Source organism: Micromonospora pattaloongensis (genome assembly GCF_900107255.1).
Lineage (GTDB): Bacteria > Actinomycetota > Actinomycetes > Mycobacteriales > Micromonosporaceae > Micromonospora_I > Micromonospora_I pattaloongensis.
Genome location: NZ_FNPH01000003.1, coordinates 406904 through 433750 on the forward strand (window position 1 = coordinate 406904; position 26847 = coordinate 433750).

27 protein-coding genes are annotated in these 26847 nt (G+C 73.3%); 11 read left to right on the forward strand and 16 right to left on the reverse strand.

Annotation, left to right across the window (positions count from 1 at the left end; translation table 11 throughout):
* Position 1: 1 nt before the first annotated feature.
* Both BLW47_RS11270 and guaB read right to left on the reverse strand, forming a co-directional pair.
* A complete protein-coding gene (locus BLW47_RS11270) occupies positions 2 to 1120 on the reverse strand; it encodes a GuaB3 family IMP dehydrogenase-related protein (RefSeq protein ID WP_091555306.1) in 1119 nt (372 codons plus the stop codon).
* A 74-nt stretch (positions 1121 to 1194) separates the two neighbouring features.
* Positions 1195 to 2763, reverse strand: a complete 1569-nt coding sequence (gene guaB, locus BLW47_RS11275) for an IMP dehydrogenase (protein ID WP_425435384.1) — start codon at positions 2761 to 2763, stop codon at positions 1195 to 1197.
* Positions 2764 to 2975: 212 nt separating this feature from the next.
* On the opposite strand from guaB, the gene BLW47_RS11280 reads away from it, so the two are divergent.
* Positions 2976 to 3377 carry a DUF5319 domain-containing protein gene (locus BLW47_RS11280; RefSeq protein ID WP_091555308.1) on the forward strand — a complete coding sequence of 134 codons (402 nt, stop codon included), beginning with the start codon at positions 2976 to 2978 and terminating at the stop codon, positions 3375 to 3377.
* Positions 3378 to 3411: 34 nt separating this feature from the next.
* On the opposite strand, the gene BLW47_RS11285 is transcribed toward BLW47_RS11280, so the two are convergent.
* Positions 3412 to 4386, reverse strand: coding sequence for a response regulator transcription factor (locus tag BLW47_RS11285; protein WP_091555310.1), 975 nt, complete (start codon positions 4384 to 4386; stop codon positions 3412 to 3414).
* Positions 4387 to 4647: 261 nt separating this feature from the next.
* On the opposite strand from BLW47_RS11285, the gene BLW47_RS11290 reads away from it, so the two are divergent.
* The gene (locus BLW47_RS11290; protein ID WP_091555801.1) at positions 4648 to 5031 is read left to right on the forward strand and encodes a WhiB family transcriptional regulator; all 384 of its coding nucleotides are present in this window, start codon (positions 4648 to 4650) and stop codon (positions 5029 to 5031) included.
* A gap of 114 nt (positions 5032 to 5145) precedes the next feature.
* Here BLW47_RS11290 and groL read toward each other — a convergent pair whose 3' ends face one another.
* Together groL and groES are read right to left on the reverse strand one after the other, a co-directional pair.
* Entirely contained in the window at positions 5146 to 6792 is a 1647-nt protein-coding gene (gene groL, locus BLW47_RS11295) for a chaperonin GroEL (protein WP_091555312.1), read from the reverse strand.
* 72 nt (positions 6793 to 6864) lie between these two features.
* Positions 6865 to 7179, reverse strand: coding sequence for a co-chaperone GroES (groES, locus tag BLW47_RS11300; protein WP_091555314.1), 315 nt, complete (start codon positions 7177 to 7179; stop codon positions 6865 to 6867).
* 257 nt (positions 7180 to 7436) lie between these two features.
* Between groES and BLW47_RS11305 the strand changes: the two genes are divergently transcribed.
* From BLW47_RS11305 to BLW47_RS11330, 6 genes are all read left to right on the forward strand, one after another.
* On the forward strand, positions 7437 to 8651 hold the full coding sequence (locus BLW47_RS11305; RefSeq protein ID WP_091555316.1) for a THUMP-like domain-containing protein: 1215 nt from the start codon (positions 7437 to 7439) through the stop codon (positions 8649 to 8651).
* Positions 8652 to 8662: 11 nt separating this feature from the next.
* Positions 8663 to 9142: a Cys-tRNA(Pro) deacylase gene (gene ybaK / locus BLW47_RS11310; RefSeq protein ID WP_091555318.1), complete on the forward strand. Its 480-nt coding sequence runs from the start codon at positions 8663 to 8665 to the stop codon at positions 9140 to 9142.
* A 280-nt stretch (positions 9143 to 9422) separates the two neighbouring features.
* Positions 9423 to 10517: a sugar ABC transporter substrate-binding protein gene (locus tag BLW47_RS11315; RefSeq protein WP_091555319.1), complete on the forward strand. Its 1095-nt coding sequence runs from the start codon at positions 9423 to 9425 to the stop codon at positions 10515 to 10517.
* Between the two features lie 147 nt (positions 10518 to 10664).
* Positions 10665 to 11483, forward strand: coding sequence for an ATP-binding cassette domain-containing protein (locus tag BLW47_RS11320; protein ID WP_091555321.1), 819 nt, complete (start codon positions 10665 to 10667; stop codon positions 11481 to 11483).
* The gene (locus tag BLW47_RS11325; RefSeq protein ID WP_091555322.1) at positions 11480 to 12742 is read left to right on the forward strand and encodes a sugar ABC transporter permease; all 1263 of its coding nucleotides are present in this window, start codon (positions 11480 to 11482) and stop codon (positions 12740 to 12742) included. The genes BLW47_RS11320 and BLW47_RS11325 overlap by 4 nt, the downstream gene beginning before the upstream one ends.
* A gap of 32 nt (positions 12743 to 12774) precedes the next feature.
* Positions 12775 to 13959, forward strand: a complete 1185-nt coding sequence (locus tag BLW47_RS11330) for an ROK family transcriptional regulator (RefSeq protein ID WP_091555324.1) — start codon at positions 12775 to 12777, stop codon at positions 13957 to 13959.
* Between the two features lie 21 nt (positions 13960 to 13980).
* Here the strand turns inward: BLW47_RS11330 and BLW47_RS11335 are convergent, their stop codons facing one another.
* The 4 genes from BLW47_RS11335 to tsaB are packed head-to-tail and all read right to left on the reverse strand — an operon-like array spanning position 13981 to position 16451.
* Entirely contained in the window at positions 13981 to 14235 is a 255-nt protein-coding gene (locus BLW47_RS11335; RefSeq protein ID WP_091555803.1) for a hypothetical protein, read from the reverse strand.
* Between the two features lie 11 nt (positions 14236 to 14246).
* Positions 14247 to 15293, reverse strand: a complete 1047-nt coding sequence (gene tsaD / locus BLW47_RS11340; RefSeq protein ID WP_091555325.1) for a tRNA (adenosine(37)-N6)-threonylcarbamoyltransferase complex transferase subunit TsaD — start codon at positions 15291 to 15293, stop codon at positions 14247 to 14249.
* Complete coding sequence (gene rimI, locus BLW47_RS11345; RefSeq protein ID WP_091555327.1) at positions 15286 to 15744, reverse strand: ribosomal protein S18-alanine N-acetyltransferase; 459 nt, start codon at positions 15742 to 15744, stop codon at positions 15286 to 15288. The genes tsaD and rimI overlap by 8 nt, the downstream gene beginning before the upstream one ends.
* Positions 15741 to 16451, reverse strand: a complete 711-nt coding sequence (gene tsaB / locus BLW47_RS11350; protein ID WP_091555329.1) for a tRNA (adenosine(37)-N6)-threonylcarbamoyltransferase complex dimerization subunit type 1 TsaB — start codon at positions 16449 to 16451, stop codon at positions 15741 to 15743. Before tsaB ends, rimI begins: the two co-directional genes overlap by 4 nt.
* Positions 16452 to 16586: 135 nt before the next feature.
* Here tsaB and BLW47_RS11355 point away from each other — a divergent pair, with 135 nt between their 5' ends.
* Positions 16587 to 17291, forward strand: coding sequence for a helix-turn-helix domain-containing protein (locus BLW47_RS11355; protein WP_091555331.1), 705 nt, complete (start codon positions 16587 to 16589; stop codon positions 17289 to 17291).
* A 5-nt stretch (positions 17292 to 17296) separates the two neighbouring features.
* Here BLW47_RS11355 and ung read toward each other — a convergent pair whose 3' ends face one another.
* The 6 genes from ung to BLW47_RS11385 form a co-directional block, all read right to left on the reverse strand.
* Positions 17297 to 17998 (reverse strand): uracil-DNA glycosylase, encoded by a 702-nt coding sequence (gene ung, locus BLW47_RS11360; RefSeq protein ID WP_091555333.1) that lies wholly within the window; start codon positions 17996 to 17998, stop codon positions 17297 to 17299.
* Between the two features lie 65 nt (positions 17999 to 18063).
* On the reverse strand, positions 18064 to 18546 hold the full coding sequence (gene tsaE, locus BLW47_RS11365) for a tRNA (adenosine(37)-N6)-threonylcarbamoyltransferase complex ATPase subunit type 1 TsaE (protein WP_091555335.1): 483 nt from the start codon (positions 18544 to 18546) through the stop codon (positions 18064 to 18066).
* Positions 18543 to 19697 carry an alpha/beta fold hydrolase gene (locus BLW47_RS11370; RefSeq protein WP_091555337.1) on the reverse strand — a complete coding sequence of 385 codons (1155 nt, stop codon included), beginning with the start codon at positions 19695 to 19697 and terminating at the stop codon, positions 18543 to 18545. The genes tsaE and BLW47_RS11370 overlap by 4 nt, the downstream gene beginning before the upstream one ends.
* Positions 19694 to 20812, reverse strand: a complete 1119-nt coding sequence (gene alr, locus BLW47_RS11375; protein WP_091555339.1) for an alanine racemase — start codon at positions 20810 to 20812, stop codon at positions 19694 to 19696. The genes BLW47_RS11370 and alr overlap by 4 nt, the downstream gene beginning before the upstream one ends.
* 69 nt (positions 20813 to 20881) lie before the next feature.
* Entirely contained in the window at positions 20882 to 22375 is a 1494-nt protein-coding gene (locus BLW47_RS11380; RefSeq protein ID WP_091555341.1) for an NAD(P)H-hydrate dehydratase, read from the reverse strand.
* A gap of 25 nt (positions 22376 to 22400) precedes the next feature.
* The gene (locus tag BLW47_RS11385; RefSeq protein WP_091555343.1) at positions 22401 to 22769 is read right to left on the reverse strand and encodes a holo-ACP synthase; all 369 of its coding nucleotides are present in this window, start codon (positions 22767 to 22769) and stop codon (positions 22401 to 22403) included.
* Positions 22770 to 22941: 172 nt separating this feature from the next.
* On the opposite strand from BLW47_RS11385, the gene BLW47_RS11390 reads away from it, so the two are divergent.
* Both BLW47_RS11390 and BLW47_RS11395 read left to right on the forward strand, forming a co-directional pair.
* On the forward strand, positions 22942 to 23235 hold the full coding sequence (locus BLW47_RS11390) for a type VII secretion target (RefSeq protein ID WP_091555345.1): 294 nt from the start codon (positions 22942 to 22944) through the stop codon (positions 23233 to 23235).
* Between the two features lie 43 nt (positions 23236 to 23278).
* Positions 23279 to 24841 carry an alpha/beta hydrolase gene (locus BLW47_RS11395; protein WP_245736581.1) on the forward strand — a complete coding sequence of 521 codons (1563 nt, stop codon included), beginning with the start codon at positions 23279 to 23281 and terminating at the stop codon, positions 24839 to 24841.
* Positions 24842 to 24928: 87 nt separating this feature from the next.
* Here BLW47_RS11395 and glmS read toward each other — a convergent pair whose 3' ends face one another.
* The gene (gene glmS / locus BLW47_RS11400; RefSeq protein WP_091555347.1) at positions 24929 to 26842 is read right to left on the reverse strand and encodes a glutamine--fructose-6-phosphate transaminase (isomerizing); all 1914 of its coding nucleotides are present in this window, start codon (positions 26840 to 26842) and stop codon (positions 24929 to 24931) included.
* Positions 26843 to 26847 lie beyond the last annotated feature (5 nt).

Genomic DNA, 26847 nt, shown 5'->3' on the forward strand with positions numbered 1-26847 from the left:
CCTACCGGTCCAGAACGAGGCCGACCTTCTGGAACTCCTTCAGATCGCGGTAACCGCACTTGGCCATCGCCCGGCGCAGGCCACCGAAGAGGTTCAGCTGGCCGTCGGGGTCGTCGGCGGGGCCGTAGAGCAGCTTCTCCATCGAGCCCAGCGACTCCCCCGCGGCGCCGTACGCGCCCCGCGGCAGCTTCGGGTGGCTGGCCGCGGAGTGCCACCACGCCCCGGCCGCCGGCGCCTCGTCGCAGAGCGACAGCGGCTCGCCGAGCATCACCGCGTCCGCGCCGCAGCCGAGCGCCTTGGCAATGTCGCCCGAGGTCTGCAGGCCGCCGTCGGCGATCAGGTGGACGTACCGGCCGCCGGTCTCGTCGAGGTAGTCGCGGCGGGCCGCCGCGGCGTCGGCGATCGCGGTCGCCATCGGCACCCGGATGCCGAGCACGGTGTCGGTCGTGGACCACTCGTCGGCGCCGACGCCGACGATCACGCCGGCGGCGCCGGTCCGCATCAGGTGCAGCGCCGTCTTGTAGTCGGTGCACCCGCCGACCACGACCGGCAGGTCCAGATCGGCGATGAATTCCTTGAGGTTCAGTGGCTCGTCGGTGGTCGAGACGTGCTCCGCGGAGACGATCGTGCCCTGGATGACCAGGATGTCGACCCCGGCGTCGAGGATCACCGGCGCCAGCGCGAGCGTGTGCTGCGGCGAGACCCGAACCGCGACGGTGATGCCGGCATCGCGCATCTGCCGGACCCGCTCGGCGATCAGCTCGGGCCGGATCGGTTCCGCGTACGCCTCCTGCAGCCGCTGCGTCGCGCGCGGGTCGTCGCCGAGCGCCGACAGCTCGTCGAGGACCTTCGCCGGGTCCTCGTAGCGCGTCCAGAGCCCCTCGACGTTGAGCACGCCGAGCCCGCCGAGCCGCCCGAGCGCGATCGCCGAGTCCGGGCTCATCGTCGCGTCCGACGGGTGCCCGACGCAGGGGATGCGGAACGGGTACGCGTCGAGCTGCCACGCCGTCGACACGTCGTCGACGTCGCGGGTGCGGCGGCTGGGCACGATGGCGATGTCGTCGAGGTGGTAGCCGCGTTGCGCGGTCTTCCCGAGCCCGATCTCCACCACGTCACGCATGGTCACTCCAAAGTAGAAGGGCCCGCCCCGGCCGGGCGGAACGGCGGAACGGCGGGTCGGCCCGCGGCCGACGGTCAGCGACTGTGGTAGTTCGGCGCCTCGACGGTCATCTGGATGTCGTGCGGGTGGCTCTCCTTGAGTCCCGCCGCGGTGATCCGGATGAGCTGGCCGCGCCGGTGCAGCTCCGGGATGCTCTCCGCGCCGACGTACCCCATCGCCGCGCGCAGCCCGCCGACCAGCTGGTGGGCGACGGCCGACAGCGGGCCCCGGTACGGGACCTGCCCCTCGACGCCCTCCGGCACCAGCTTGTCGTCGCTGAGCACGTCGTGCTGGAAGTAGCGGTCCTTGGAGTAGGAGCGCGCCTGCTCCCGGGACTGCATCGCGCCCAGCGAGCCCATCCCCCGGTACGACTTGAACTGCTTGCCGTTGATGAAGACCAGCTCGCCGGGGCTCTCCTCGCAACCGGCGAACAGGCTGCCGAGCATGACCGTGCTCGCACCCGCGACCAGCGCCTTGGCGATGTCCCCCGAGTACTGGATGCCGCCGTCGCCGATCACCGGCACGCCGGCCGGGGCGGCGGCGCGGGCCGCCTCCATGATCGCGGTGATCTGCGGCACACCGACGCCGGCGACGACCCGGGTCGTGCAGATCGCGCCCGGGCCGACACCGACCTTCACCGCGTCGGCGCCGGCCTCGACCAGCGCCTTCGCGCCGGCGTACGTCCCGACGTTGCCGCCGACGATGTCGATCGCCGTTTCCTTCTTGAGCCGGCGGACCATGTCCAGCACCGCGCGCTGGTGCCCGTGCGCCGTGTCCACGATCAGCACGTCCACCCCGGCGTCGACCAGCAGCCGCGCCCGCTTGTAGGCGTCGTCGCCGACACCGACCGCCGCCGCCACCCGCAGCCGACCGGCGTCGTCCTTGGTGGCCAGCGGGAACTGCTCGCTCTTGGTGAAGTCCTTCACCGTGATCAGCCCCCGCAGCCGACCCGCCTCGTCGACCAGCGGCAGCTTCTCCACCTTGTGCTGGCGCAGCAGCGCGAGCGCCTCGTCCTTGGAGACCCCGACCGGCGCGGTCACCAGCGGCATCCGCGTCATGACCTCGCGGACCAGGCGGTCGGGGTCGGACTCGAAACGCATGTCGCGGTTGGTGACGATGCCGACGAGCGCGCCGGCGGCGTCCACGACCGGGACGCCCGAGATGCGGTACCGCGCGCAGAGCGCGTCCACGTCACGCAGCCGGTCGTCGGGCCGCGCCGTCACCGGATTGGTGATCATGCCGGCTTCCGAGCGCTTCACCAGGTCGACCTGTTGCGCCTGGTCCTCCATCGACAGGTTGCGGTGCAGCACGCCGATGCCGCCCTGGCGCGCCATCGCGATCGCCATCCGCGCCTCGGTCACGGTGTCCATGGCGCTGGAGACCAGCGGGATGGAGAGCTCGACGTTGCGGGTCATCCGGGTGACGGTGTTGACCCGGCTCGGCACGACGTCGGACTCGCCCGGCTGCAGCAGCACGTCGTCGAAGGTGAGCCCGAGCGGGACCAGCCGCGCGGACCCGGCCACGTGCTCCGGAGTCACTCGGTCGGCGTGCGGGTCGGTGTCGACCGACAGCATCGGACGGTCCTGGGCGGGCGAGTTATCCACGACTTGTTCCCCTGAACTGGTCGGACGGGATCCGCCTGGCAGGCGCGGCGGAGTGATCGACCCACCCCGGCGCGCGGCGCGATGTCCCATCGTACCCATCCGGTCGTCGCCCCCGACCAGGCGCGTCGCCCTGCCCGGTATCGTCCGCGCCGCCCGATCCGGCCGGTGCGGCGGGCGGGCGGGACCACGGGTGGTGCGACTACGGTGGAGGGGTGCACGACGAGCCCATCGACCCGTTCAACGGCGACCCCGCCGACCCGTCCGCGGGTCTGGACGACCCCGCCGGGGACGCGCAGCTCGACCCGTTGACCGAGGTCGAGCGGCAGGACGTGCTGGAGGACCTGGCCGACCTGGAGATCTACCAGGCCCTCCTCAGTCCCATCGGGGTACGCGGCCTCGTCATCGAGTGCGAGGACTGCCACGAGCCGCACTACTTCGACTGGGATCTGCTCCGCGGCAACCTGCGCCACCTGCTCAACTCCGGACGCCCCCGGGTGCACGAGCCCGCCTTCGACCCCGACCCGGACCACTACGTGACGTGGGAGTACGCCCGCGGCTACGCCGACGGGGTGCACGACACGCTGGCCGAGGGGACGGACGAGGCGGAGGTCTGAGGCCGGAGACCGGCCCGACCCCCGCCGCCCTCGTTCAGGCGACCAGCCCGGCCCGGAAGCCGGCGGCGACCGCGTGCGCCCGGTCCCGCGCACCCAGCTTGCGGAACAACCGCCGGGCGTGCGTCTTGACCGTGTCCTCCGAGACGAACAGGTCACGCCCGATCTCGGCGTTGCTCTTGCCCTCGGCCATGCCGCGCAGCACCTGCAGCTCGCGCTCGGTCAGCGTGATCCGGCGCAGCGGCGCGCCCTGGTAACCCGCCGGCGACTCGCCCGGCCGCGGCCCGGCCGCGAAGCGCCCGTCGCGCACGGCGTTGCCCCGGCGGTCCAGCCCGGTCGGCAACCGGTGCTCGCCCTCCCCCGACGGCCGGACGGCGCCCGGCTGGTAGGGGCCGAGGTCGTCGCCGCGCTGCACGGGCACGACAGCGGGTCCGCCGGGCTGCGCCGGCAGCGGCGCACCGCCCAGCCCCGCGCCGGGCATCCCCGCGCCGGGCATCCCCGCGCCGGGCATCCCCGCGCCGGGTCGACCGCCGGGCAGCCGGGACGGCGCCACCGGCGCGCCGGACCGGGGAGCCGCCGCGCCGCGGCCGAGCTGGGGCGCGACGGCGGCGGACTGCGCCGGGCCCACGTTGGCCGCGGCCCGGCCCGGCGTGGAGAGCAGCAGCAGGGTCTTCGCGACGACGCTGACCATGTCCTGGTCGCCACCGTGGATCAGACCACGCGCGCCGGCCGCGATCGCCGCCGCCGCGACCCGCGGGTCCTCCGCACCGAACAGCACGATCACCGCGCCGGGCGCCTTGGCCAGCACCCGCCGGGTGAAGCCCACGCTGTCCGGACGGGTCAGCGCGGTGTCGGCGAGCACGATCTCCGCCGGCCGCTCGGAGAGCCGGAGCATCACCTCGGCCTCGGACACGGCGGTCCGGATGGCCGCGGCCATCCCGAGCCGCGTGGCAGCGGACGCGACGTTCTGCGCGGCAAATGTTGTCCGAACGCACACGAGGACGGTACGCACAGTCATCCTCCTCTCCTCAAAGGAGGAGACCACGGAACGGTCTGATCATTACGCGCTTTCCCGCGAAAGGAGAGGAAAGTTCCGGACCGGTCATCCCCTCGTTGTCAGCTGACCCTAACTGTTTGCTGAAGCAAGTGTGAGTAGGTGGTGCGCAGGGTACGGGTGTGTCTGGTCGGGAGATCGGTGCGCCTGCGCGGCCCGCCGCCCCGGTCCGACTGCCGTGGACTGACCGCCGCGGTGCCGCGCGGAAGGAGGGTGCTGATGTCGAACGTACGCAGACTGCCCGGACCCATCGTCGACCTGTGGGAATGGCAGCGGCTGGGTGCCTGTCGGGGCCGGGACAGTGCCCAGTTCTTCCATCCCGACGGCGAGCGCGGCTCCTCCCGCAATCGTCGCGAGGCCCAGGCCAAGGCGGTCTGCGGCACCTGCCCGGTGCGCGCCGAGTGCGCGGCGCACGCGCTGTCGGTGCGGGAGCCGTACGGCGTGTGGGGCGGGTTCAGCGAGTCCGAGCGGCTGCGGTTGCTCGCGATGGGCTGGGAGGATCTGGCCGACCGCCGGCAGACCCGCGTCGACATCCCCCGCCTGGAGGCCCGCCTCCGCCCGCATAAGTCGACGGTCCCCGCCCAACGTCCCCTCTCGGCCTGAGTCAGCCCGAACACGAAAGATCCGCGTGATCAGGGACTTCGTACGCGCCGCTGGCGCGGTGCGTACGAAGTTGGTCCCTGATCACGCGGATCTTTGGGGGATGGCGCGGAGCGGTCAGAAGCCCGGGCCGTGCTGGTGGCCGTGGCCGTGCGAGTGGCCGTGCCCGCCGGCGGCGGCCGGCTCGGCCTTTTCGGGCTTCTCGACGATCAGGGTCTCCGTCGTCAGCAGCAGGCCGGCGATCGAGGCCGCGTTGCTGACGGCGTTGCGGGTCACCTTGACCGGGTCGAGAATGCCGGACGCGACGAGGTCGACGTACTCGCCGGTGGCGGCGTTGAGGCCGTGGCCCCAGTCGCTGTCGCGCACCTTCTGCACGACCACGTAGCCGTCCTCGCCGGCGTTCTGGGCGATCCACCGCAGCGGCTCGTCGAGCGCCGTGCGGACGATCGACACGCCGACCTGCTCGTCGCCGGTGAACCCGAGGTCACCGTCGAGCACCGAGGCGATCTGCACCAGGGCGGCCCCGCCGCCCGGGACGGTGCCCTCCTCGACCGCGGCCTTGGTGGCGGCGATCGCGTCCTCGATGCGGTGCTTGCGCTCCTTCATCTCGACCTCGGTCGCGGCGCCGGCCTTGATGACCGCGATGCCGCCCGAGAGCTTCGCGAGCCGCTCGGAGAGCTTCTCCCGGTCCCAGTCCGAGTCGGACGCCTCGATCTCCTTGCGGATCTGCGCGACCCGGTCGGTGACGTCGCCGGCACGGCCCCGGCCGTCCACGATGGTGGTGGTCTCCTTGTCGACCACGACGCGCCGCGCGCTGCCGAGCGCCTCCACCCCGACCGTGTCGAGCTTGTAGCCGAGCTCCGGCGCGATCAGCTCACCGCCGGTGAGGATCGCCATGTCCTGCAGCATCGCCTTGCGGCGGTCGCCGAAGCCGGGCGCCTTCACCGCGCAGACCTTGATGGTCTTGCGGATCGAGTTGACCACGAGCGTGGAGAGCGCCTGGCCCTCGACGTCCTCGGCGACGATCAGCAGCGACTTGCCGGTCTGGAGGACCTTCTCCAGCAGCGGCAGCAGCTCCTCGATCGCCGAGATCTTCTGCGTGGTGATCAGGATGTACGGCTCGTCGAGCACCGCCTCCTGCGCCTCGGTGTCCGTCACGAACTGCGGGGAGATGAAGCCCTTGTCGAACTGCATGCCCTCGGTGACGTCCAGCTCCGTGGCGAGCGCGGAGCCCTCCTCGACGGTGATGACACCGTCGCGGCCGACCCGCTCCATCGCCTCGGCGATCATGTCGCCGATCGTGGGGTCCTGCGCGGAGACCGTGGCGACGTGCGCCACCGACTCCCGGCTGGCGACCTCGTCGGCCTTGTCGAGCAGCGCCGACGAGACCTTCTCCACCGCCGCGTCGATGCCGCGCTTGATGCCGGCGGGGTTGGCCCCGGCGGCGACGTTGCGCAGGCCCACGCGGACCATGGCCTGGGCGAGCACGGTCGCGGTCGTGGTCCCGTCGCCGGCGACGTCGTTGGTCTTGGTCGCCACCTCCTTGACCAGCTGCGCGCCGAGGTTCTCATACGGGTTGGTGAGCTCGATCTCCTTGGCGATGGTGACGCCGTCGTTGGTGATCGTCGGAGCACCGAACTTCTTGTCGAGCACGACGTTGCGCCCACGCGGGCCGAGGGTGACCTTGACCGTGTCAGCGAGCGCGTTGACACCGTGCTCGAGCAGGTGTCGGGCGTCGTCCGAGAAGCTCAGGATCTTCGCCATGAAAGTCCCTTCACGGATGAGGCCCCGGCACCCCGCGTGGGGTTACCGGGGCCGTCAACACTTGTCAGTAGGTCACTTCTCGATGACCGCGAGGACGTCACGGGCGGAGAGCACCAGGTACTCCTCGCCCGAGTACTTCACCTCGGTGCCGCCGTACTTCGAGTAGATGACCGTGTCGCCGACCTTGACGTCAACCGGGATCCGGTTGCCCTTGTCGTCGACCCGGCCCGGGCCCACAGCGAGGACGGTGCCCTCCTGCGGCTTCTCCTTGGCGGTGTCGGGAATCACGATGCCCGACGCCGTGGTCGTCTCAGCCTCGTTCGCCTGGACCAGGATCCGGTCCTCAAGCGGCTTGATCGCAACCTTCGTCGCGGTAGTCACGGGCATACCCTCCTGGGGTACTTGGTCTCGTTGCCGGTCGAACGGGTCGGCCGGCGTCAATCTGCCTCATGCCACCGGGCGGGTCCGTCGTCGCGGGTGCCGGTCCGCCTGGCGTTTCGCTCCTCGGCCGTACCGCCGGAGCTGGCACCCTCAGGCTGAGAGTGCTAACGGAAGATTATGCCCGTCGCTAGCACTCCGTCAACCAGAGTGCCAACTACGGCACCGGCGGAGGGGTGGCCGCCTCGCCCGGACACAATGACGCCGTGGATCTCGAAGGGCTGGCCGCGCTGCGTACCCCGGCGGGGGCGGACGCGCTCGCCGCGGCCGCCGAGGTCGCCGGCGGCGATCCTCTGGTCGCGGCCGGCGCGTTGCGGTCGGCCGGCGTTCCCCCGCAGCTCGCCGCCGCCGCCCTCACCCAGGCCGAGCTGCGCCGCCGGGCGGCCCGGAAGTTCGGCGCCGCGGCGGCGCGGATGTTCTTCACCCGCGCGGGGTTGGAGCAGGCGACCCGTGCCGTGGTGGCGGACCGGCGGGCGCGGCGGTTACGCGCCGCCGGGGCGCGCAGCCTCGCCGACCTGGGTTGCGGCCTCGGCGCGGACGCGATCGCCGCGGCCCGCGCCGGCCTGCGGGTGTACGGCGTCGAGGCCGACCCGGTCACCGCGGCGATGGCCGCCGCGAACGCGGAGGCGGCCGGGGTGGCCGAGCTGTTCACGGTGGAGTGCGCCGACGCCACCACCGTCGACGTGACCGGCGTCGACGCGGTCTTCTGCGACCCGGCCCGCCGCAGGTCCGGCACCGGCCGGCGGATCTTCGACCCGGCGGCCTACTCGCCGCCGTGGGATTTCGTGCTGGCGCTGGCCGAACGGGTCCCCCGCACGGTGCTGAAGGTCGCGCCCGGCATCGACCACGGGCTGCTGCCACCCGGCGCGGAGGGCGAATGGGTCAGCGTCGACCGCGAACTCGTCGAGGCCACGATCTGGTGCGGGCCGCTGGCGGAGGCGCCGCGCCGGGCGACGCTGCTGAGCGAGAAGGACGGGCCCGCTGTTGACGGCTCCGGTCGTGAAAGCGTCCCCTCCCATCAGCTGACCGGCACCGGCGACGCGACCGCCCCGGTCGCCACCGTCCGCCGCTACCTGTACGACCCGGACGCCGCCGTGGTCCGGGCCCACCTGGTCGCCGAGTTCGCCGCGAGCGTCGACGGCACGCTCGCCGATCCGTCGATCGCGTACGTCTACGCCGACACCGCGGTCGACACGCCGTACGCCCGGCGCCTTGAGATCACCGACGCGCTGCCGTTCTCGCTCAAACGGCTGCGGGCGGTGCTGCGCGAGCGCGGCGTGGGCCGCGTTGAGATCATGAAGCGCGGGTCCGCACTCGATCCGGAACAGCTGCGGCGCGACCTGCGGCTGACGGGGACCGCTGCCGCGACCGTCGTGCTGACCCGGGTCGCCGGGACGCCGACCGTGCTGCTCTGCCGGTAGGGTCGACGCCCGTGGCAGGTCAGGGGACTCCGGCGACGGCGCTGCTGGCGAAGCAGAAGGTCGCGCACACCCTTCACCCGTACGACGTCGCGCCCGACTCGCCGAACTACGGGGCGGAGGTGGCGGCGGCGCTGTCGGTTCCCGCGGCACGGTTGTTCAAGTCACTGGTGACCGAGGTCGACGGCGCGCTGACCGTCGCGGTCGTGCCGGTCACCGGCGAACTCGATCTCAAGGCGCTCGCCGCGGCGGTCGGCGGCAAGCGCGCCGCGCTCGCCGATCGCGCTCTCGCCGAGCGCACGACCGGATACGTCCGGGGCGGGATCAGCCCGCTCGGGCAGCGCAAGCGGCTGCCGACCGTGATCGACTCCTCGGCCGCGACGTTCCCGACCGTGTACGTCTCCGCCGGCCGGCGCGGCCTCCAGGTGCAGCTGGCCCCGGCCGACCTGATCCGGTTGACCGGCGCCACCGTCGCCCCGATCGCCGCCGCCTGACCATCCGGCACTCTCCGCGATCAGCTCGCGGCGCACAGTTCGGGCCATCAGGTCCGCTCCGGGCGCATGTCGGGCACGTGTCGTCCACGTTGCTGAATTGTTATCGCCCACAACAAAGCCGTGACCTCGCATGACTTGTGCCACACCGTCGCCGCCTAATACGTTGCCGGACACAACAAAAAGCGAGGCCCCTCGCTACCCGCGGCGGCGTTCCTCAGCCCCGCGGCCGCACCACCCGAATCCAGTCACGAGACTCGAACAATCCGAAAGGACCCGTGCAATGCGCAAAGGGATCCTCTCCCTGGCCGCCGTCGGTCTGCTGACCGTCAGTGGCGTGGCCGCGTGCGGCGACGACTCCGGCACGAACGACGCGGGCAGCGGCAAGAAGGCGAAGATCGGCGTGATCCTCCCCGACAGCGCCTCCTCGGCGCGCTGGGAGACCGCGGACCGCAAGTTCCTGCAGGAGGCGTTCGACGCCGCGGGCGTCGAATCCATCATCCAGAACGCGCAGGGCGACAAGACGCAGTTCCAGACGATCGCGGACCAGATGATCACGAACGGCGTCACCGCCCTGATGATCGTCAACCTGGACTCCGGCACCGGCAAGGCCGTGCTCGACAAGGCCAAGTCGCAGGGCGTGGCGACGATCGACTACGACCGGCTGACCCTGGGCGGCTCGGCGCAGTACTACGTCAGCTTCGACAACGAGGCCGTCGGCAAGCTGCAGGGCGAGGGCCTGGTCAAGTGCCTGACCGACAAGGGCGCCAAGAACCCGGTCGTGGCCTACCTCAACGGCTCCCCCACCGACAACAACGCGACCCTGTTCAAGAACGGGTACGACTCGGTGCTGAAGCCGAAGTTCGACTCGAAGGAGTACACCAAGGGTCTGGACCAGTCGGTGCCGCAGTGGGACAACACCCAGGCCGGGACGATCTTCGAGCAGATGCTGACCCAGAGCGGGGGCAAGATCGACGGTGTGCTCGCCGCGAACGACGGCCTCGGCAACGCGGCCATCTCCGTGCTGAAGAAGAACAAGCTCAACGGCAAGGTCCCGGTGACCGGCCAGGACGCCACCGTGCAGGGCCTGCAGAACATCCTCGCCGGCGACCAGTGCATGACCGTCTACAAGGCGATCAAGAAAGAGGCCCAGGCGGCCGCCGAGCTGGCGATCTCGGTCGCGAAGGGCGAGAAGAAGGAGACCGGCCAGACGGTCAAGGACCCGGAGGGCAACCGCGACGTCCCCGCCGTGCTGCTCACCCCGGTCGCCATCACCAAGGAGAACGTGAAGGACGTCGTCGCCGACGGCTACGTCACCAAGGCCGAGCTCTGCACCGGCGCCTTCGCGGCTGCCTGCACCGCGGGCGGCATCAGCTGACCCGCGGGGCCGGCGTCGCGCCGGCCCGGCGGTCGCACCCCGCCGCACCGCGCCGCCCGGCACGCGCCAGCGTGCCGGGCGGCGCGCACCGACGGTGGACAGGCCCGACGGACCACTCGACCGGACACCCGTAAAGGAGACACATCCGTGTCCGCGACACCTCTTCTGGAACTGCGCGGGATCGACAAGAGCTTCGGCCCCGTCCAGGTCCTGCGAAACGTCGACTTCGCCGTGTATCCCGGCGAGGTGACCGCCCTCGTCGGCGACAACGGCGCGGGCAAGTCCACCCTCGTCAAGTGCATCAGCGGCATCTACCCCACCGACGGCGGTCAGTTCTTCTTCGAGGGCCAGCCCGTGACGGTCAACGGCCCGCGCGACGCGGCCGGGCTCGGTATCGAGGTCGTCTACCAGGACCTCGCGCTCTGCGACAACCTCGACATCGTCCAGAACATGTTCCTCGGCCGGGAGAAGCGCAACGGCATCGTCCTCGACGAGGCGACGATGGAGCAGCTGGCCGGCGAGACGCTGGCCGGGCTCTCGGTGCGCACCGTGAAGTCGCTGCGCCAGCACGTCTCCAGCCTCTCCGGCGGCCAGCGCCAGACGGTCGCGATCGCCAAGGCCGTCCTCTGGAACAGCAAGCTCGTCATCCTCGACGAGCCCACCGCCGCGCTCGGCGTCGCGCAGACCGCGCAGGTGCTCGAGCTGGTCCGGCGGCTCGCCGACCGCGGCCTCGCCGTCGTGCTCATCTCGCACAACATGAACGACGTCTTCGCCGTCTCGGACCGGATCGCCGCGCTCTACCTCGGCCGGATGGCCGCCCAGGTGAAGGCGTCGGAGATCAACCACTCCCAGATCGTCGAACTGATCACGGCCGGGCGCAGCGGCGACCTCGGCCTCCCGCCCGAGAACGGCGCGGAGAACGGCGCCGAGCAGGCCGTGACCGTCACCCCTGGAGCCCCGCAATGAGCGCCCCGACCACCTCCCCGGCCCCACAGCAGACCATCGCGGCGCCCACCCGGACGGTCGGTGAACACGTGCGCGACTACGTCGCCCGGCTCCGCGGCGGCGACCTCGGCGCGCTGCCGGCCATCCTCGGGCTGCTCGTGCTCTGCACGGTCTTCTCGATCGTGCGTCCGGCGTTCTTCTCCGCCGGCAACTTCGCCAACCTGTTCACCCAGGGCGCCGCGGTCACGCTGATCGCGATGGGCCTGGTCTTCGTCCTGCTGCTCGGCGAGATCGACCTCTCCGCCGGCTTCGCCAGCGGCGTCTGCGCCGCGGTGCTCGCGGTCCTGGTCACGCTGCAGGGTCTGCCCTGGTACGTCGCGCTGCTCGCGGCGATCGCCACGGGCACCTTGATCGGTTTCGTGCTCGGCTTCCTGGTCGCGAAGATCGGTATCCCGTCCTTCGTCGTGACGCTCGCCGCGTTCCTCGCCTTCCAGGGCATCGTGCTGCTGCTGATCAAGGGCGGCACCAACATCTCCGTCCGAGACGAGGCACTGGTCGCGATCGCGAACCGGAACCTGCCGACGGCGCTCGGCTGGGCGCTGGCCGCCGTCGGGGTCGGCGGGTACGCGGCCGTGCAGCTGCTGCGCCACCGCAACCGCAGCCGCCGCGGCCTGGCCACCGACCCGACCGGCGTGGTGCTGTTCCGGATCGCCGCGGTGGCGGTGATCGCCGGCGTGGCGGTCTACATCCTCAACCTTGAGCGCAGCATCAACACCCTGATCTCGTCGCTCAAGGGCGTCCCGATCGTGGTGCCGATCATCGTGGCCCTGCTGGTCGTGTGGACCTTCGTGCTGCAGCGCACCGCGTACGGCCGACACGTCTACGCGGTCGGCGGCAACAAGGAGGCGGCGCGCCGGGCCGGGATCAACGTCGACCGGATCCGCATCTCCGTCTTCGTGATCTGCTCTTCGATGGCCGCCGTCGGCGGCATCGTGGCGGCCAGCCGCGGCAACTCGGTCGACGCCAACACGGGCGGCAGCAACGTCCTGCTCTACGCGGTCGGCGCGGCTGTGATCGGCGGCACCAGCCTCTTCGGTGGCAAGGGCCGGGTGCTGGATGCGATCCTCGGCGGCGCGGTCGTCGCCGTGATCGACAACGGCATGGGCCTGATGGACGCCAGCTCTGGCGTGAAGTTCACCGTCACCGGCTCCGTGTTGCTGCTGGCGGCCGGCGTCGACGCGCTGTCCCGGCGACGGGCGGCCGCGACCGGCAACCGGTAGGTCGTGGACGTCGCGTAGCGGAGGGAGGAGCGATGCGGGCAGGGCCGAGCCAGGAAGAGGTCCGGCGGCAGAACCTCGGCGCTCTCCTCCGCTACGTGCACGTCCACGGGGCCACCACCCGGACGGAGCTGACCAGCACGCTCGGGCTCAACCGCAGCACCATCGGCGCCCTCACCGCCGACCTCGCCGCCGCCGGGCTGGTCCGCGAGGGCGCGCCCCGGGAGACCGGCCGGGCCGGACGGCCGTCGCTGGTCGTCCGGCCCGAGTCCGACCGGGTGTACGCGTACGCGCTGAGCATCGGGGTCGACCAGCTGCGCGCCGCCCGGGTCGGGCTCGGCGGCAGGCTGCTCGACCAGCGTGGGATGACCCGTCCGCGCGGCCTCGGCATCGTCGAGACCGTCCCCCTGCTCGCCGCATTCGTCAAGGAGATGCACGAGTCGGTGCCGCTCGACTCCGTCTACGTCGGAGGTGGCGTCGCGGTCGCCGGCATGGTGCGGCGCGAGGACGGCATGGTGCGGCTCAGCCCGAACACCGGCTGGTCCGACGAGCCGGTCGCCGACGTACTGAGCGCCCAACTCGGCTGGGACCGTCCGTTCGCGGTCGGGAACGTCGCCGACCTCTCCGCGCTCGCCGAACACGTCCGCGGCGTTGCCGTCGATTCCGACAACCTGATCTACGTCTACGGCGATGTCGGCATCGGGGCGGGCATCATCGCCGGCGGCCGGCCGCTCAGCGGGCACGGCGGGTACGGCGGCGAGGTCGGCCACATGGCGGTCAACCCCGCCGGACAGCGCTGCGGCTGCGGATCGCGGGGATGCTGGGAGAGCGAGATCGGCGAGCACGCGCTGCTGCGCGCGGCCGGGCGGGAGCGGTTGTCCGGACCGGACGCGGTGTTGACGGTGGTGGACGCGGCCGCGCGCGGGGACGCCATGGCGCAGGCGGCCGTACGGCAGGTCGGTGACTGGCTCGGCTTCGGCGTCGCCAACCTGGTCAACATCTTCAACCCGGACACGGTCATCTTCGGCGGCACGCTGCGGCACGTCTACATCGCCTCCGCAGCGCAGGTACGCAGCCGGCTGAACGCGATGGCGCTCGCCGCCTGCCGGGAGCACGTGCGGCTGCGGACCCCGAAGCTCGGCGACGACGCGGCGCTGCTCGGCGCGGCCGAGCTGGCGTTCGAACAGCTCCTGTCCGACCCGCTCGACGCCGCCCCCTGAGGTCGGCGGGGCGCGTAGCCGTCAGCGGTCGACCTGGGTGAAGTCCCAGACGTGCGGTGGGCGGGCCACCAGGGTCGCGGGCGGGTCCGGGAGCGGCACGGGACTGCTCCGCCACTTGGAGATCACGACCAGCCGGTTGTCGGCGGACGAGAAGACCTCGCTGGAGATGTGCAGCGGGCTGTGCTCGAGCTCCGGCAGCGCGGTGTCGCAGACCCACGTGATCAGCTCCGCGAAACCGTACGGCTCCGCGCGCACCTCCCACATCCGGACGATCACGTCGCCGGACACTACACGCTCACGATCGTCAACGGCATCGCGGAGTCCGCGGGCAGATCCAGCCGGCTGGGCGCGACGCCCGCGGCGACGAGATGCGAGCCCAGCGCGGCGACCATCGCGCCGTTGTCGGTGCACAGCTTGGGGCGCGGGACCCGGACCTGGATGCCGTACTTCTCGGCCCGCTGCTCCGCGAGCGCCCGCAACCGCGAGTTCGCCGCGACGCCGCCGCCGATGACCAGCGTGCCGATCCCCTGGGCCCGGCACGCGTCGATCGCCTTCGCGGTCAGCACGTCGCAGACGGCCTCCTGGAACGACGCGGCGACGTCGGCGACCGGCAGCGCTTCGCCCGCGCGCTGCCGCGCCTCCACCCAGCGCGCCACCGCGGTCTTCAGACCGGAGAAGGAGAAGTCGAAGCGGTGCGCCGCCAGATCCTTGGGGGCGGTCAACCCGCGCGGGAAGGCGATCGCCTCCGGGTCCCCCTCGCGCGCCGCCCGGTCGATCGGCGGCCCGCCGGGGAACGGCAGCCCGAGCAGCCGGGCGACCTTGTCGAACGCCTCGCCGGCGGCGTCGTCGATCGTCGCGCCCAGCGGCGTGACGCCGTGCGCGAGGTCGTCGACGAGCAGCAGCGAGGAGTGCCCGCCGGAGACCAGCAGGGCGATCGCGGGCTCCGGCAGCGCGCCGTGCTCCAGGGTGTCCACGGCGACGTGCGCGGCGAGATGGTTCACCCCGTAGATCGGCTTCTCCGCCGCGAGCGCGTACCCCTTCGCGGCCGCGACGCCGACGAGCAGCGCGCCGGCCAGGCCGGGGCCGGCGGTGACCGCGATCGCGTCGATGTCGGCGAGGCTGACCCCGGCGTCGTCGAGCGCCCGCTGCATGGTCGGGACGATCGCCTCGAGATGCGCGCGGCTGGCGACCTCGGGCACGACGCCGCCGAACCGCGCGTGTTCGTCCACACTGGACGCGATCGCGTCGGCGAGCAGGGTGTGCCCGCGCACGATCCCGATCCCGGTCTCGTCGCAGGAGGTCTCGATTCCGAGGACCAGTGGTTCGTCAGTCATGAGGCATCGCTCCGGTCTGGCGCTGCATCACCAGGGCATCGGTGTTGCTGGGTTGGTAGTAGCCGCGACGGATCCCGACCGGCTCGAAGCCGTACCGGGCGTAGAGCTTCTGCGCGGGCGCATTGTCCACCGCCACCTCCAGCAGCGTCGACCGGACGTCGCGGCGCGCCGCCTCGGCGAGCAGCGCCTCCAGCAGCGCCCGGCCGACCCCGGCGCGCTGGGCGTCGCGCCGCACGGCGATGTTCTGCACCCACGCCTCCGCCGGCGGCTGTACAGCGAGCCCGGCGTAGCCGGCCACGGCACCGGCGTCGTCGAGGGCGACCAGGTAGAAGTGCCCGGCGGCCAGCTCGTTCCAGAACATCGCCGCCGACCACTGCTCCGGGCCGAACAGGTCGGCCTCCATCGGCAGCACCTCATCGATGTGCCACCACCGGAACCGGCTCAGTGTCACGGCAGGACCGGCTTGCGGGCGGTCGGCGCCACCGCGTCGGGCCGGCGCAGGTAGAGGGGGGTGAGGGGCTCGCTCGGCGCACCGGCCCGGACGCGGTCGGCCGCGAGCGCGGCGAGGGCGTCGGCCGGCGGAAAGCACGGCTCCGGCCGCACCGGCAGCGCGAGCACGTCGGCGTACCGCTGGGCGCCCTCGCCCACCGCGGCGCCGGCCGCGAACTCGGCGGCCCGGGCCGCCACCGCCGCGGGCGCGTCCACGGCGGGCTCGGTGACGCGGCGGCCGGCGGCGTACACCCCCCAGTAGATCTCCCGGCGGCGCGCGTCCGTGGCGACCAGCACACGGCCGGCGGCCTCGCCGTCCGGCGCGGCGCTCGCGTCGAGCCCGCGCGTCGCCGCCAGACCGAGAGCGTCGAGCGAGCAGACGCCGTACGTGGGCACGCCGAGGACCTGGCCCATGCTCGCCGCCGTGACCAGACCCACGCGCAGCCCGGTGAACGGCCCGGGTCCCAGGCCGGCGACGATGGCGGTCAACTCCCCCGGCCCCGCCCCGGCCTCCGCGAGCACCTCGCGCACGGCGGGGGCGAGCAGCTCCCCGTGGGCGCGGGCATCGACAGAACGCCGCTCGGCGCGCAGCGCGACGGCGTCCGCCGTGACCTCCGCGACCGCTGCGGTCACGGCCGGGGTCGAGGAATCCACCACCAGTACGAGCACGTATGCACCCTAACCGGAGCGCGCCGACGGTCCGCGAGCGCTCCGGGTGCAATGCGTTCTCCGCGCCGTATACCGGAGAGGCATATTTATGACTGTGCGGTATACCGCTCGAACGGACACGCCAACAATCCGCGTGTGACGACCAGTCGACTGACCACGTTGGTGGCGACGACGTTGCGTCGGCAGCGGGAGGCGCTCGAACTCACGCAGGCGCAGCTCGCGGCGCGGGCCGGTACGAGTCAGGCAGCCATCGCGCGGATCGAGCGGGGAGACCGGGAGCCGAGTCTGCGGATGCTCGAGCGGCTCTTGATGGCGATGGACGTGCAGCTGACCGTCGGGCTCGAACCGCTCGACGCACAGCTGGACGCGGCGATCGCCGAGCTGGCCGCGGCGTCGGTGTCGGACCGGATCGCCGAGGCCGGGATCGACAAGCTCCTGGACGCGTTTCCCGCCATCCCGTTCGTGCTGGACGGCGCCACCGCGGCGCTGCTGCAGGGCGCGCCGCTCCCCGTCGATGCGGTGCAGATGGCGCTGACCTGGCCGTACGCGGACCGGCTCACGGACTGGCTCACGGCCAAGTACGCGCACCGGTGGAACGAGAAGTGGCAGGAGTTCGGCTACCTGGCGCTGGATCCGGCCGAGCCCGGGGCGCACCGCTGGCAGACCATGGTGGGCGAGCTTCGGGCGCGATTCGGCGACGCGCTGCCGGAGCACATCGAGGTGCGGCACGGCGGCCGGAGTTACCCCGTGGTGCCGCTGACCGAGGTGGAGATCGCCGACGTCGGGGCCGCCGCGCTGCTCGACCGGTATCGCCGGCAGCGCGGCGGGTCACCCGGGTGACCGCGTCAGCCGACCGAAAGATCCCAGTCGACGGTGGGGAGGCCGGCATCGGCGAGCGCCTTGTTGGCGGCGCTGAACGGCCGGCTGCCGAGGAAGCCGCGCGGATTGAGCGGGCTCGGATGCCCGGCCTCCAGCACCACGTGCGCCGGATTGGTGATCAGGTCCCGCTTCTTGCGCGCGTAACCGCCCCAGAGCAGGAACACGACGCGCGTGTCACGCGCGTCGAGCGCCTTGATCGTCGCGTCCGTGAACGCCTCCCAGCCCTTGCCGGCGTGGGAGTTGGCGTTGCCCTCGCGCACGGTCAGCACGGCGTTGAGCAGCAGCACCCCCTGCGCGGCCCAGCCGGTGAGGTCGCCGCTGCGTGGCGCCGGCACGCCGACATCCTCCGCGAGCTCCTTGAAAACGTTGCGCAGCGACGGCGGGATCCGGACGCCGTCGCGGACGCTGAAGCTGAGCCCGTGCGCCTGACCGGCGCGGTGGTACGGGTCCTGGCCGAGGATCAGCACGCGGCAGTCCTGCGGGGCGCAGAGCCGGTACGCCGACAGCAGGTCCTCGACCGGCGGGTAGACGGTGTGCGCGGCGTACTCGGCGGCAACGAACCGGCCCAGCTCGGCGGTGCGGTCCGGGTCCAGGTGCGGCCGGAGTACGGCGGCCCAGGCCGACGGCAGCAGCGCCGGCAGGTCGAGGGCGGGGGCGTCGTGCGGCATGGGGGGCCTTTCGCGGATCGTGGTCGGTGGCCGCACTCTAGGGGGCGGGTCCGACAGCGCGGCTCCTACCGTAGCGCCGCGAGCCGCTCCGCCCAGTCGCCGCCGCTGGGCTCGAGCCGCACCAGCCGGGAGTCGTCGTCGCGCCGGTCGATGTGCACCCGCAGGTGGGCGTCGGCGAGCTGCTCGACGATCCCCTCGCCCCACTCCACGACCGTGACGGCGTCGTCCATGGACGCGTCCAGGTCGAGGTCGTCGATCTCGGCCCGCGGGTCGCTCGCCGCCCCCAGCCGGTACGCGTCGGCGTGCACGAGCGGCAGGCTCCCCCCGCGCGCCGGGTCCGGCTTGTGCACCCGCGCGATCACGAACGTCGGCGAGGTGATGTCCCCCTGTACGGCCAGGCCGGCGCCGATGCCCTGCACCAGCGCCGTCTTGCCGGCCCCCAACGGGCCGGTCAGCACGAGCAGGTCACCGGCGCGCAGCAGCCGGCTGAGCCGGTCGCCGAACGCGTGGGTGTCCTCCAGCGCGGGCAGCTCCACCGCGGTAGTCATCTCGTTATCTTCTCCAGGAACTCGACGAGCGCCGCGTTGACCTCGTCAGCGTGTTCGAGCATCACCACGTGCCCGCTGTCGGGCACCTTCACGAACTCGGCGTCCGGCAGCCGCCGCAGGATCTCCTCCGAGTGCGTCACCGGCGTGATCATGTCCTTGTCGCCGACGATGACCAGCGTCGGGGTGTCGCGGAGCGCGACCAGCGCCGGGTAGCGCGCGTGGGTGAACAGCGTCCGCAGGTAACGGGCGACCGTGTCGACGGACGTGTGCGAGTTCATGCGCTCGACGTACGAGACCAGCGCCGGGCTCGGGCGCGGATCGCCGAACCCGTACCGCCGGGTGAGCAGCCAGGCCAGGTCCGAGGCGGCCCCCCGGGCCCGGTCGATCATCGGGCCGGTGAGCCGGGTGGCGTTGTTGACCAGCGGCAACAGCGGCCCCCCGACCCGACTGATCAGCGCCGGCAGCCCGAACTTGGCCTGCTCGACCAGGCCGCCGGACGTTGCCATCAGCACCACGGCGGCGACCCGGTCGTCGAACATCTCCGGGTAGAGCTCCGCGAACGCCATGATCGTCATGCCGCCCATGGAGTGGCCGACCAGGATCACCGGGCCGTCCGGCACGGTTTCGTCGATCACCGCGCGCAGCGTCTCGCCGAGCGCCGGCAGTTCGTACTCCCCGGTCTCCAGCTTGCTGGAACGGCCGTGCCCCGGCTGGTCGTAGAAGACCATCCGGAACTCCCCGCGGCGGGCCAGTTCGGCGCGCTGGAAATGGAAGGTCCCCATGTCGAGGCAGAAGCCGTGCACGAAAACGATGGTCGGCTGCGCGCCCGACGGCTCCGTCACACGCTCGGCGACCCCGGTCTCCAGCTCCGTCCCGCGCGCGGGCTCCACGATCTCGACGTGGATGTCGGTGCCGTCGGCCGTGGTCACCACGCAGGACTCGTCGTACGGCAGCTCACCGAACTTCTCGTCCGCGTACCGGTCGCCGATCCCGCGTTTGGAGCGGCGCACGACCGCCCGCTCCACCGCCACCCCGGCGGCGAGCCCGGCGGCGGCGAGGCCGAACACGGCCCCGACGATGCCGGCCTTGCGGGCGGCTCCCGGGCGGGGGGTCCGCACCCGGCCCCTGGGCCGGCCGGTGGGCGACGTCATGTCCGCTCGCCGTCGTAGACGCGCGGCACCCGCGGGCTGCCGAACCGGGTGACCACCTCGTAGTTGATGGTGTCGAGCGCGGCGGCCCAGTCGTCGGCGGTGGGCTCACCGTGCGCGCCGCTGCCGAAGAGCGTCGCGATCTCCCCCTCCGTGACCGGGTCGTCGCCGCAGTCCACGACCACCTGGTCCATGCAGACCCGCCCGGCGATCCGGCGCACCCGCCCCGCCAACTGGATCGGGCCGATGTTCGAGGCGTGCCGGGGAATGCCGTCGGCGTAGCCGAGCGGCACGACCGCCAGGGTGGTCTCCCGGTCGGTGACGTAGGTGTGCCCGTACGACACGCCGGCGCCGGCCGGGACGCGCTTGGTCAGCATGACCCGCGCCCGGGCGGTCATCGCGGCCCGCAGCCCGAAGGTCTCCCCGGGCACCGGCGAGAGCCCGTAGACGGCCAGCCCGGGCCGGACCAGGTCGAAATGCGAGTCGGGGCGGGTGAGCGTGGCCGCGGAGTTGGCGATGTGGCGGTAGCGCGGGCGGACGCCGGCGCGGGCGGCGAGTTCGAGGGCGTCGTGGAAGACCGAGAGCTGACGGTCGATCGTCGGATGTCCCAGGGCGTCGGCGTAGACGAAGTGGCTCCACCCGCCGACGATCTCGACGGTGCCGTCGCTCTGCGCCTTGGCGGCGGCCTCGACCAGCGCCGGCCAGTCCTGCGGGGTCGCCCCGCCGCGGGACAGCCCGGTGTCGATCTTGAGGTGGACGCGCGCCGGCCGCGCCGCCCGCTGCGCCGCGGCGATGATCTCGTGCAGCAGGCCGAGGCTCCCCGCCCCGAGGTCGACGTCGGCCGCGACCGCCTCGTGCAGCGGAAGGCCGGGGGCGAGCAGCCAGGCGAGCACGGGGACGGTGATACCGGCCCGGCGCAGCGTGAGCGCCTCGTCGAGGGTGCAGACCCCCAGCCAGTCGGCGCCGGCGTCCAGCGCCGCCCGCGCGGAGGGGATCATGCCGTGCCCGTAGCCGTCGCCCTTGACCACCGCCATCAACTCGGCGCTCGTACCGGCACGCAACCGGGCGACGTTGTCGCGGATCGCGTCGAGATCAACCCGCACCTCAGCCTGCCACATGAGGCCAGCCTACTGATCGACCTTGCCACCGGCCCCGCCCACCGGGCCGGCGACGGGCGCGACCGACGGTCACACCGGCACCACCGCACGCAGCGCCGCCGCCACCTCCGACGCGGTCACCGGCCCCTGCCGCGCGGCCTCCTGCCCCGCCAGGCCGTGCAGGTAGGCCGCCGCCAGCGCGGCCCGCTCGGGCGGCAGCCCGGCGGCGAGCAACGACCCCAACAGCCCCGCGAGGACGTCGCCGGTGCCCCCGGTGGCCAGCACCGGGGTGCCGGTCGGGTTCGCGAAGGCCCGCCCGTCCGGCGTGGCCACGACCGTCCGGTCCCCCTTGAGCAGCACCGTCGCCCGCATCCACGCGGCCAGCTTGAGCGCCGCGCCGACCCGGTCGCCGCCGGGCGCCTCGCCGGCGAGCCGGGCGAACTCCCGGTCGTGCGGCGTGATCACGATCGGAGCGACGCGGTCCCGGAGCTGATCGGCCATCGCGCCGTCGACCAGCAGAGTCAGCGCGTCCGCGTCCAGCACCGCCGGCAGCGGAGTCGCCAGCACCGAGCGCAGCTCGGTGGCCGCCGCCTCGCCGCCGCCGAGCCCCGATCCGCAGACCCAGGCCTGCACCCGGCCCGCGTTCGCCACCCGGTCGGTCGCGATCACGGACGGGTAGTGCTGCAGCACCTGCGCCGCGGCGCTGCCGGCGTACCGGATCATGCCGGTGGGGCCGGCAACCGCGCCGCCCACGGAGAGCACCGCGGCGCCCGGATACGTCGCGGAGCCGGTGGAGATCCCGACCACGCCCCGGGTGTACTTCTCGGAGTCGGGGCCCAGCCGCGGCCACCACCCGGCCACGTCGTCCCACTCCGGCACGTGCAGCGCCGGCGCCGCGCGCAACCACGGACCGAGCCCGATGTCGACGACCTCGACGTGGCCCGCGAGCCCCGCGGCCGCCCCGACCGCGAGCGCCGGTTTCAGGCAGCCGAACGTCACGGTGACATCCGCGGTGACGGCCGTGGGCAGCGCCGGGCCGCCGTCCGGCTCCCCCGCCGTCGGCACGTCGCCGGTGTCGACGTTGCCGGTGTCGACGTCGACGCCGCTCGGCACGTCCACGGCGACCACCGGCGGCCGCCGGCCGGTCCGGCCGCGCAACTGCGCCAGCCGCGCGACGATCGCCGCCGCGGCCGGTCGCAGCCCACCCGTCCCGCCGATCCCGACGATCCCGTCAACGACCAGGTCGATCCCGGTCGGCGGCTCGCCGACGACCCGCCCGCCGGCCGCGCGCAGCATCGCCAGCGCGTCCGCATCGACCCGCTCCGGGGCCAGCAGCAGCGCGGCGACGGCGGCGCCGCGACCGGCCAGCCGGGCACCCGCGTACAGCGCGTCGCCGCCGTTGTTGCCCGCCCCGACCAGCAGCAGCACGCGGGCGCCGTACACCCCGCCGTCGTCGGCGAGCAGCAGCGCGCAGCGGCGGGCGAGCCCGGCGGCGGCGCGCTGCATCAGCGTGCCGGGCGGCAGGGTCGCCATGAGCGCCTCTTCGGCCGCCCGTACGTCCGCGACCCGCCACACCGGCCTCATGCCGCCACCTCGCCCCGTGCGCCGTTCACCGCTCCGCCACCACCATCGCGGACGCGATCCCACCGTCGTGGGAGAGCGACAGATGCCACCGGTTGATGCCGCGCTCGGTGGCGGCCGCGGCGACCGTGCCGGACACCGTCAGCCAGGGCCGCCCGTCCGGGTCCGAGACGATCTCGCAGTCGTGCCAGCGCAGACCCGCCGGCGCGCCGAGCGCCTTGGCCACCGCCTCCTTGGCGGCGAACCGGGCGGCCAGAGACTCGGGCGACCGCGGGTTGCCCGACCCGGTGGCACGCTCCGCCTCGGTGAAGAGTCGGTCCGCCAGCAGCGGGGTGCGCTCGAGCGCGCGGGTGAACCGGTCGACCAGAACGACGTCGATGCCGACTGCCACGATCACCGGCCCAGCCTAGCGGTCGGCGGGGGCAGCGCAGGGTAGGCCGCCGGGGCGCGCGGGGCAATGGCTGTGGACAACCCGGGCGTACGCCGGACTCCCCGCTGTCCACAGGGGTGGTTCGGCTCGGCGCCGCGCACCTAGCGTCGACGCATCGATCTCCGGTGGAGGTTCTCCGATGCGCGATGATCCGATCCAGGTCGACCCGGGCGCCGTGCGGCGCGGCGCCGCCGCGCTCGCCGATACCGGCGACCGCCTCGCCGACGGGCTACGCACGCGGCCGGGGCTGACCGTCGAGGCCCCCGGATGGCACGCGGCGACCGCGCTGCACGACCTGGCGGCGGCGATGCACGCCCACCTCGGCGGGCTCGGTGGCGAGGCGCTCGACACCGGTGCGCGGCTGCGCGCGGCGGCCGGTGAGTACGAGGCGGCCGACGACCGGGCTGCCCGGCGGACGCGGGCGCTGCGGTGAGCGACACCGGATCGCGGGGGCGCGACGGAGCGCGGGGCCGGTCGTGATCACGTACGAGCAGCTCTGGGCGGCCGATCCGACCGCGTGGCGGGCGGCCGGGGCGGCCTGGCACGGGGCCGACGCCGTGATCGGCGCCCGCTGCGCGGAGCTCGACTCGACGACGGCCGCGCTGCGCACGCGGTGGTCGGGTCCGGCGGGCGGCGCCGCGCGGCGGCGCGTCACCGAGCTGCGGGACCGGGTCGACGGGAGCCGGCTCGCGTTCGTGGCGGTCGACCAGGTGCTCGCGGAGCTCGGCGCGGAGCTGGCGCGGGCCAGGGCGATGCTGGAGGCGGCGGTCGCCGCCGCGGACCGGATGCGGGTGCTGGTCGATCGGCGCGGTGGTGTCACCGTCGACCCCGCGCTGGCCCGCCCGGACGGACCGACCCTGGCCGGCGCACGCCGGGTCGCCGGACAGATCCGTGCCGCGCTCGACGTCGCGACCGCGGCGGACCGGACGGCCGCGCGCGAGCTGAGCGCGCTGACCACGGCCGCCGCGCAGGGGTGGGTCGCGCACCCGACCGGGTCGCGTCCGCCGGCCGGGGCCGATCCGGCGGGCGTGCGTCGCTGGTGGGACGGGCTGACCCCGGCCGAGCGGCGCTGGCTGATCCGGCACGAGACGGCGCTGGTCGGGTCCCTGGACGGGGTTCCGGTCCGCGCCCGCGACCAGGCGAACCGGCTGCTGCTCGCCGAGGAGCGGGCGCGGCTGGACCAGCGACGCGCGGCGGCGCTCGCCGAGCGGCCGATCCGGTACGGCCGGCTGGCCCGGGTGGACGGGCTACTGGCCGGGCTCGACGCGATCGAGGCGCGGCTGACGCACGACGGCGGGCCGCGCGCGTACCTGCTCGGGTTGAGCGCCGCCGGGGACGGGCGGGCGATCGTGTCGGTGGGCGACCCGGACCGGGCGGCGAACGTGCTGACCTATGTGCCCGGCATGACGTCCGACCTGCCCAGCGTGGCGGGCGAGCTCGACCGCGCGTACCGGGTGGCGGCGCGCTGCGCGGAGCTCGGGCCGGCCGAGCGGACGGCGGCGGTGCTGTGGCTGGACTATGACGCGCCGGACTTCATCGGCGAGGCGTCGCGCGCGTCCCAGGCGCACGACGCCGGCCCGGCGCTGCACCGTTTCCAGGAGGGGCTGCGGGCGACGCACGAGGGTCCGCCGGCGCACCAGACGGTGCTCGGGCACAGCTACGGTTCGCTCGTGGTCGGCGCGACCGCCCGCGATCACGGGCTGGCCGCCGACAGTCTGGTCTTCGTCGGCTCGCCCGGCGTCGGCGTGGACCGCGCGACCGATCTCCACATGCCCGCCGGTGAGGTGTGGTCGAGCACGGCGGGCAACGACGTCATCCGGCTCGCGGGCCCGCGGCAACTGCTCCGGGTGGCGGTGCTCGGTCCTCCGCTGCTGGCGCTCACCGAGCCCGACGATCAGCTGTGGTTCGGGCGTGATCCCACGGCTGCGGAGTTCGGTGCGCGGGTCTTCGGCGGGGCGCCGCGCGGCCACGTCGGCTACTGGGAGCCCGGCAATCCCGCGCTGGACGGCATGGCCCGGGTCGTGCTCGGCGCACGATGACGGAGCCGGCGGGCCGGCGCGCGCAAACAATCGGGGCCCTGCCGGCGCGTGCGCGCGCCGGCAGGGCCCCGGTCGATCGGGCTCAGCTCACTCGACGGTCACCGACTTCGCCAGGTTGCGCGGCTGGTCGACGTCGTGCCCACGGGCGGCCGCGATCTCGCAGGCGAGCACCTGCAGCGGCACGGTGGTGACCAGGGGCGCGAGCAGCGTCGGCGTGCGCGGGACGTAGATCAGATCGTCGGCGTAGGGCACGACCGCCTCGTCGCCCTCCTCGGCGATCACGATCGTGCGGGCGCCCCGCGCCCGGATCTCCTGGATGTTCGACACGATCTTGTCGTGCAGCACCCCTCGGCCCGCGGGCGAGGGGACGACGCAGACGACCGGCGTCCCCTGGTCGATCAGCGCGATCGGACCGTGCTTGAGCTCGCCCGCCGCGAAGCCCTCGGCGTGCATGTACGCGAGCTCCTTGAGCTTCAGCGCGCCCTCCAGCGCGACGGGGTAGCCGACGTGCCGGCCGATGAAGAGCACCTGCGGGGCGGTACGCAGCTCGTGGGCGAGCTCGCGGACCGGCTCGATCGCGGCCAGCACCTGACGGAGCTTGTCGGGCATCTCCTGGAGCTGGTTGACGACCGCGGAGACCTCGTCGGCGTACTTGACGCCGCGGACCTGGGCGAGGTGCAGTCCGATCAGGTAGCAGGCGACGAGCTGGGTGAGGAAGGCCTTGGTCGACGCGACCGCGATCTCGGGCCCGCCGTGCGTGTAGAGGACCGCGTCGGACTCGCGCGGGATCGTGGAGCCGTTGGTGTTGCAGATCGCCAGCACGCGGGCCTTCTGCTCCTTGGCGTGCCGGAGCGCCATCAGGGTGTCCATGGTCTCGCCGGACTGCGAGATGGCCACGACCAGGGTGGAACGGTCGAGCACCGGGTCGCGGTACCGGAACTCGCTGGCGAGCTCGACCTCGCAGGGGATCCGCGTCCAGTGCTCGATCGCGTACTTGGCGACCAGACCGGAGTGGTACGCGGTGCCGCAGGCGACGATGAAGATCTTGTCCACGTCGCGCAGGTCCTGATCGCTGAGGCGCACCTCGTCGAGCACGATCTCGCCGGCCTCGGTCAGTCGGCCGAGGAGCGTGTCGGCGACCGCCTGCGGCTGCTCCGCGATCTCCTTGAGCATGAAGTAGTCGTAGCCGCCCTTCTCGGCGGCCGAGGCGTCCCAGTCGATGTGGAAGTCGCGGCCGGTGGCGGGCTGGCCGGCGAAGTCGCTGATCTCGATCCCGTCCGCGGTGATCAGGACGACCTGGTCCTGGCCGAGCTCGACGGCCTCGCGGGTGTGCTCGATGAACGCCGACACGTCGCTGGCCAGGTAGTTCTCACCCACGCCGCGGCCGACCACGAGCGGGGAGTTGCGCCGGGCGCCGACCACCGCGTCCGGCAGCGCCGCGTCGACGGCGAGCAGCGTGAAGGCGCCCTCCAGCCGCTGGCAGACCCGCCGCATGGCGGCGGCGAGCAGCTGCGGGCCCTCCGGCTCGCCGCTGGCACGCAGGTCGGCGAGGGCGGCGGAGAGCAGGTGCGCGACGCACTCCGTGTCGGTGTCGCTGACGAACTCGACGCCGTCGGCCTCGATCTCGGCGCGGAGCTTCGCGAAGTTCTCGATGATGCCGTTGTGGATGACGGCGACCCGGCCGTCGGCGGAGACATGCGGGTGGGCGTTGCGGTCGGTGGGGCCGCCGTGGGTGGCCCACCGGGTGTGGCCGATGCCGGTCGTGCCGTCACCGATGCCGGGGGCGGAACCGGCGCCGCGGTCCGCGGCGGAGAACCGCTCGTCGCCGAGCGCCTTCTCCAGGTTGGCCAGCTTGCCGGCGCGCTTCTCGGTGCGCAGCTCGTCGCCGCAGACGATCGCGACGCCCGCCGAGTCGTATCCCCGGTACTCCAGCCGCCGCAGTCCGTCCAACACGATGCCCAGGGCCGGCCGGGCGCCAACGTATCCCACGATTCCACACATGGCCC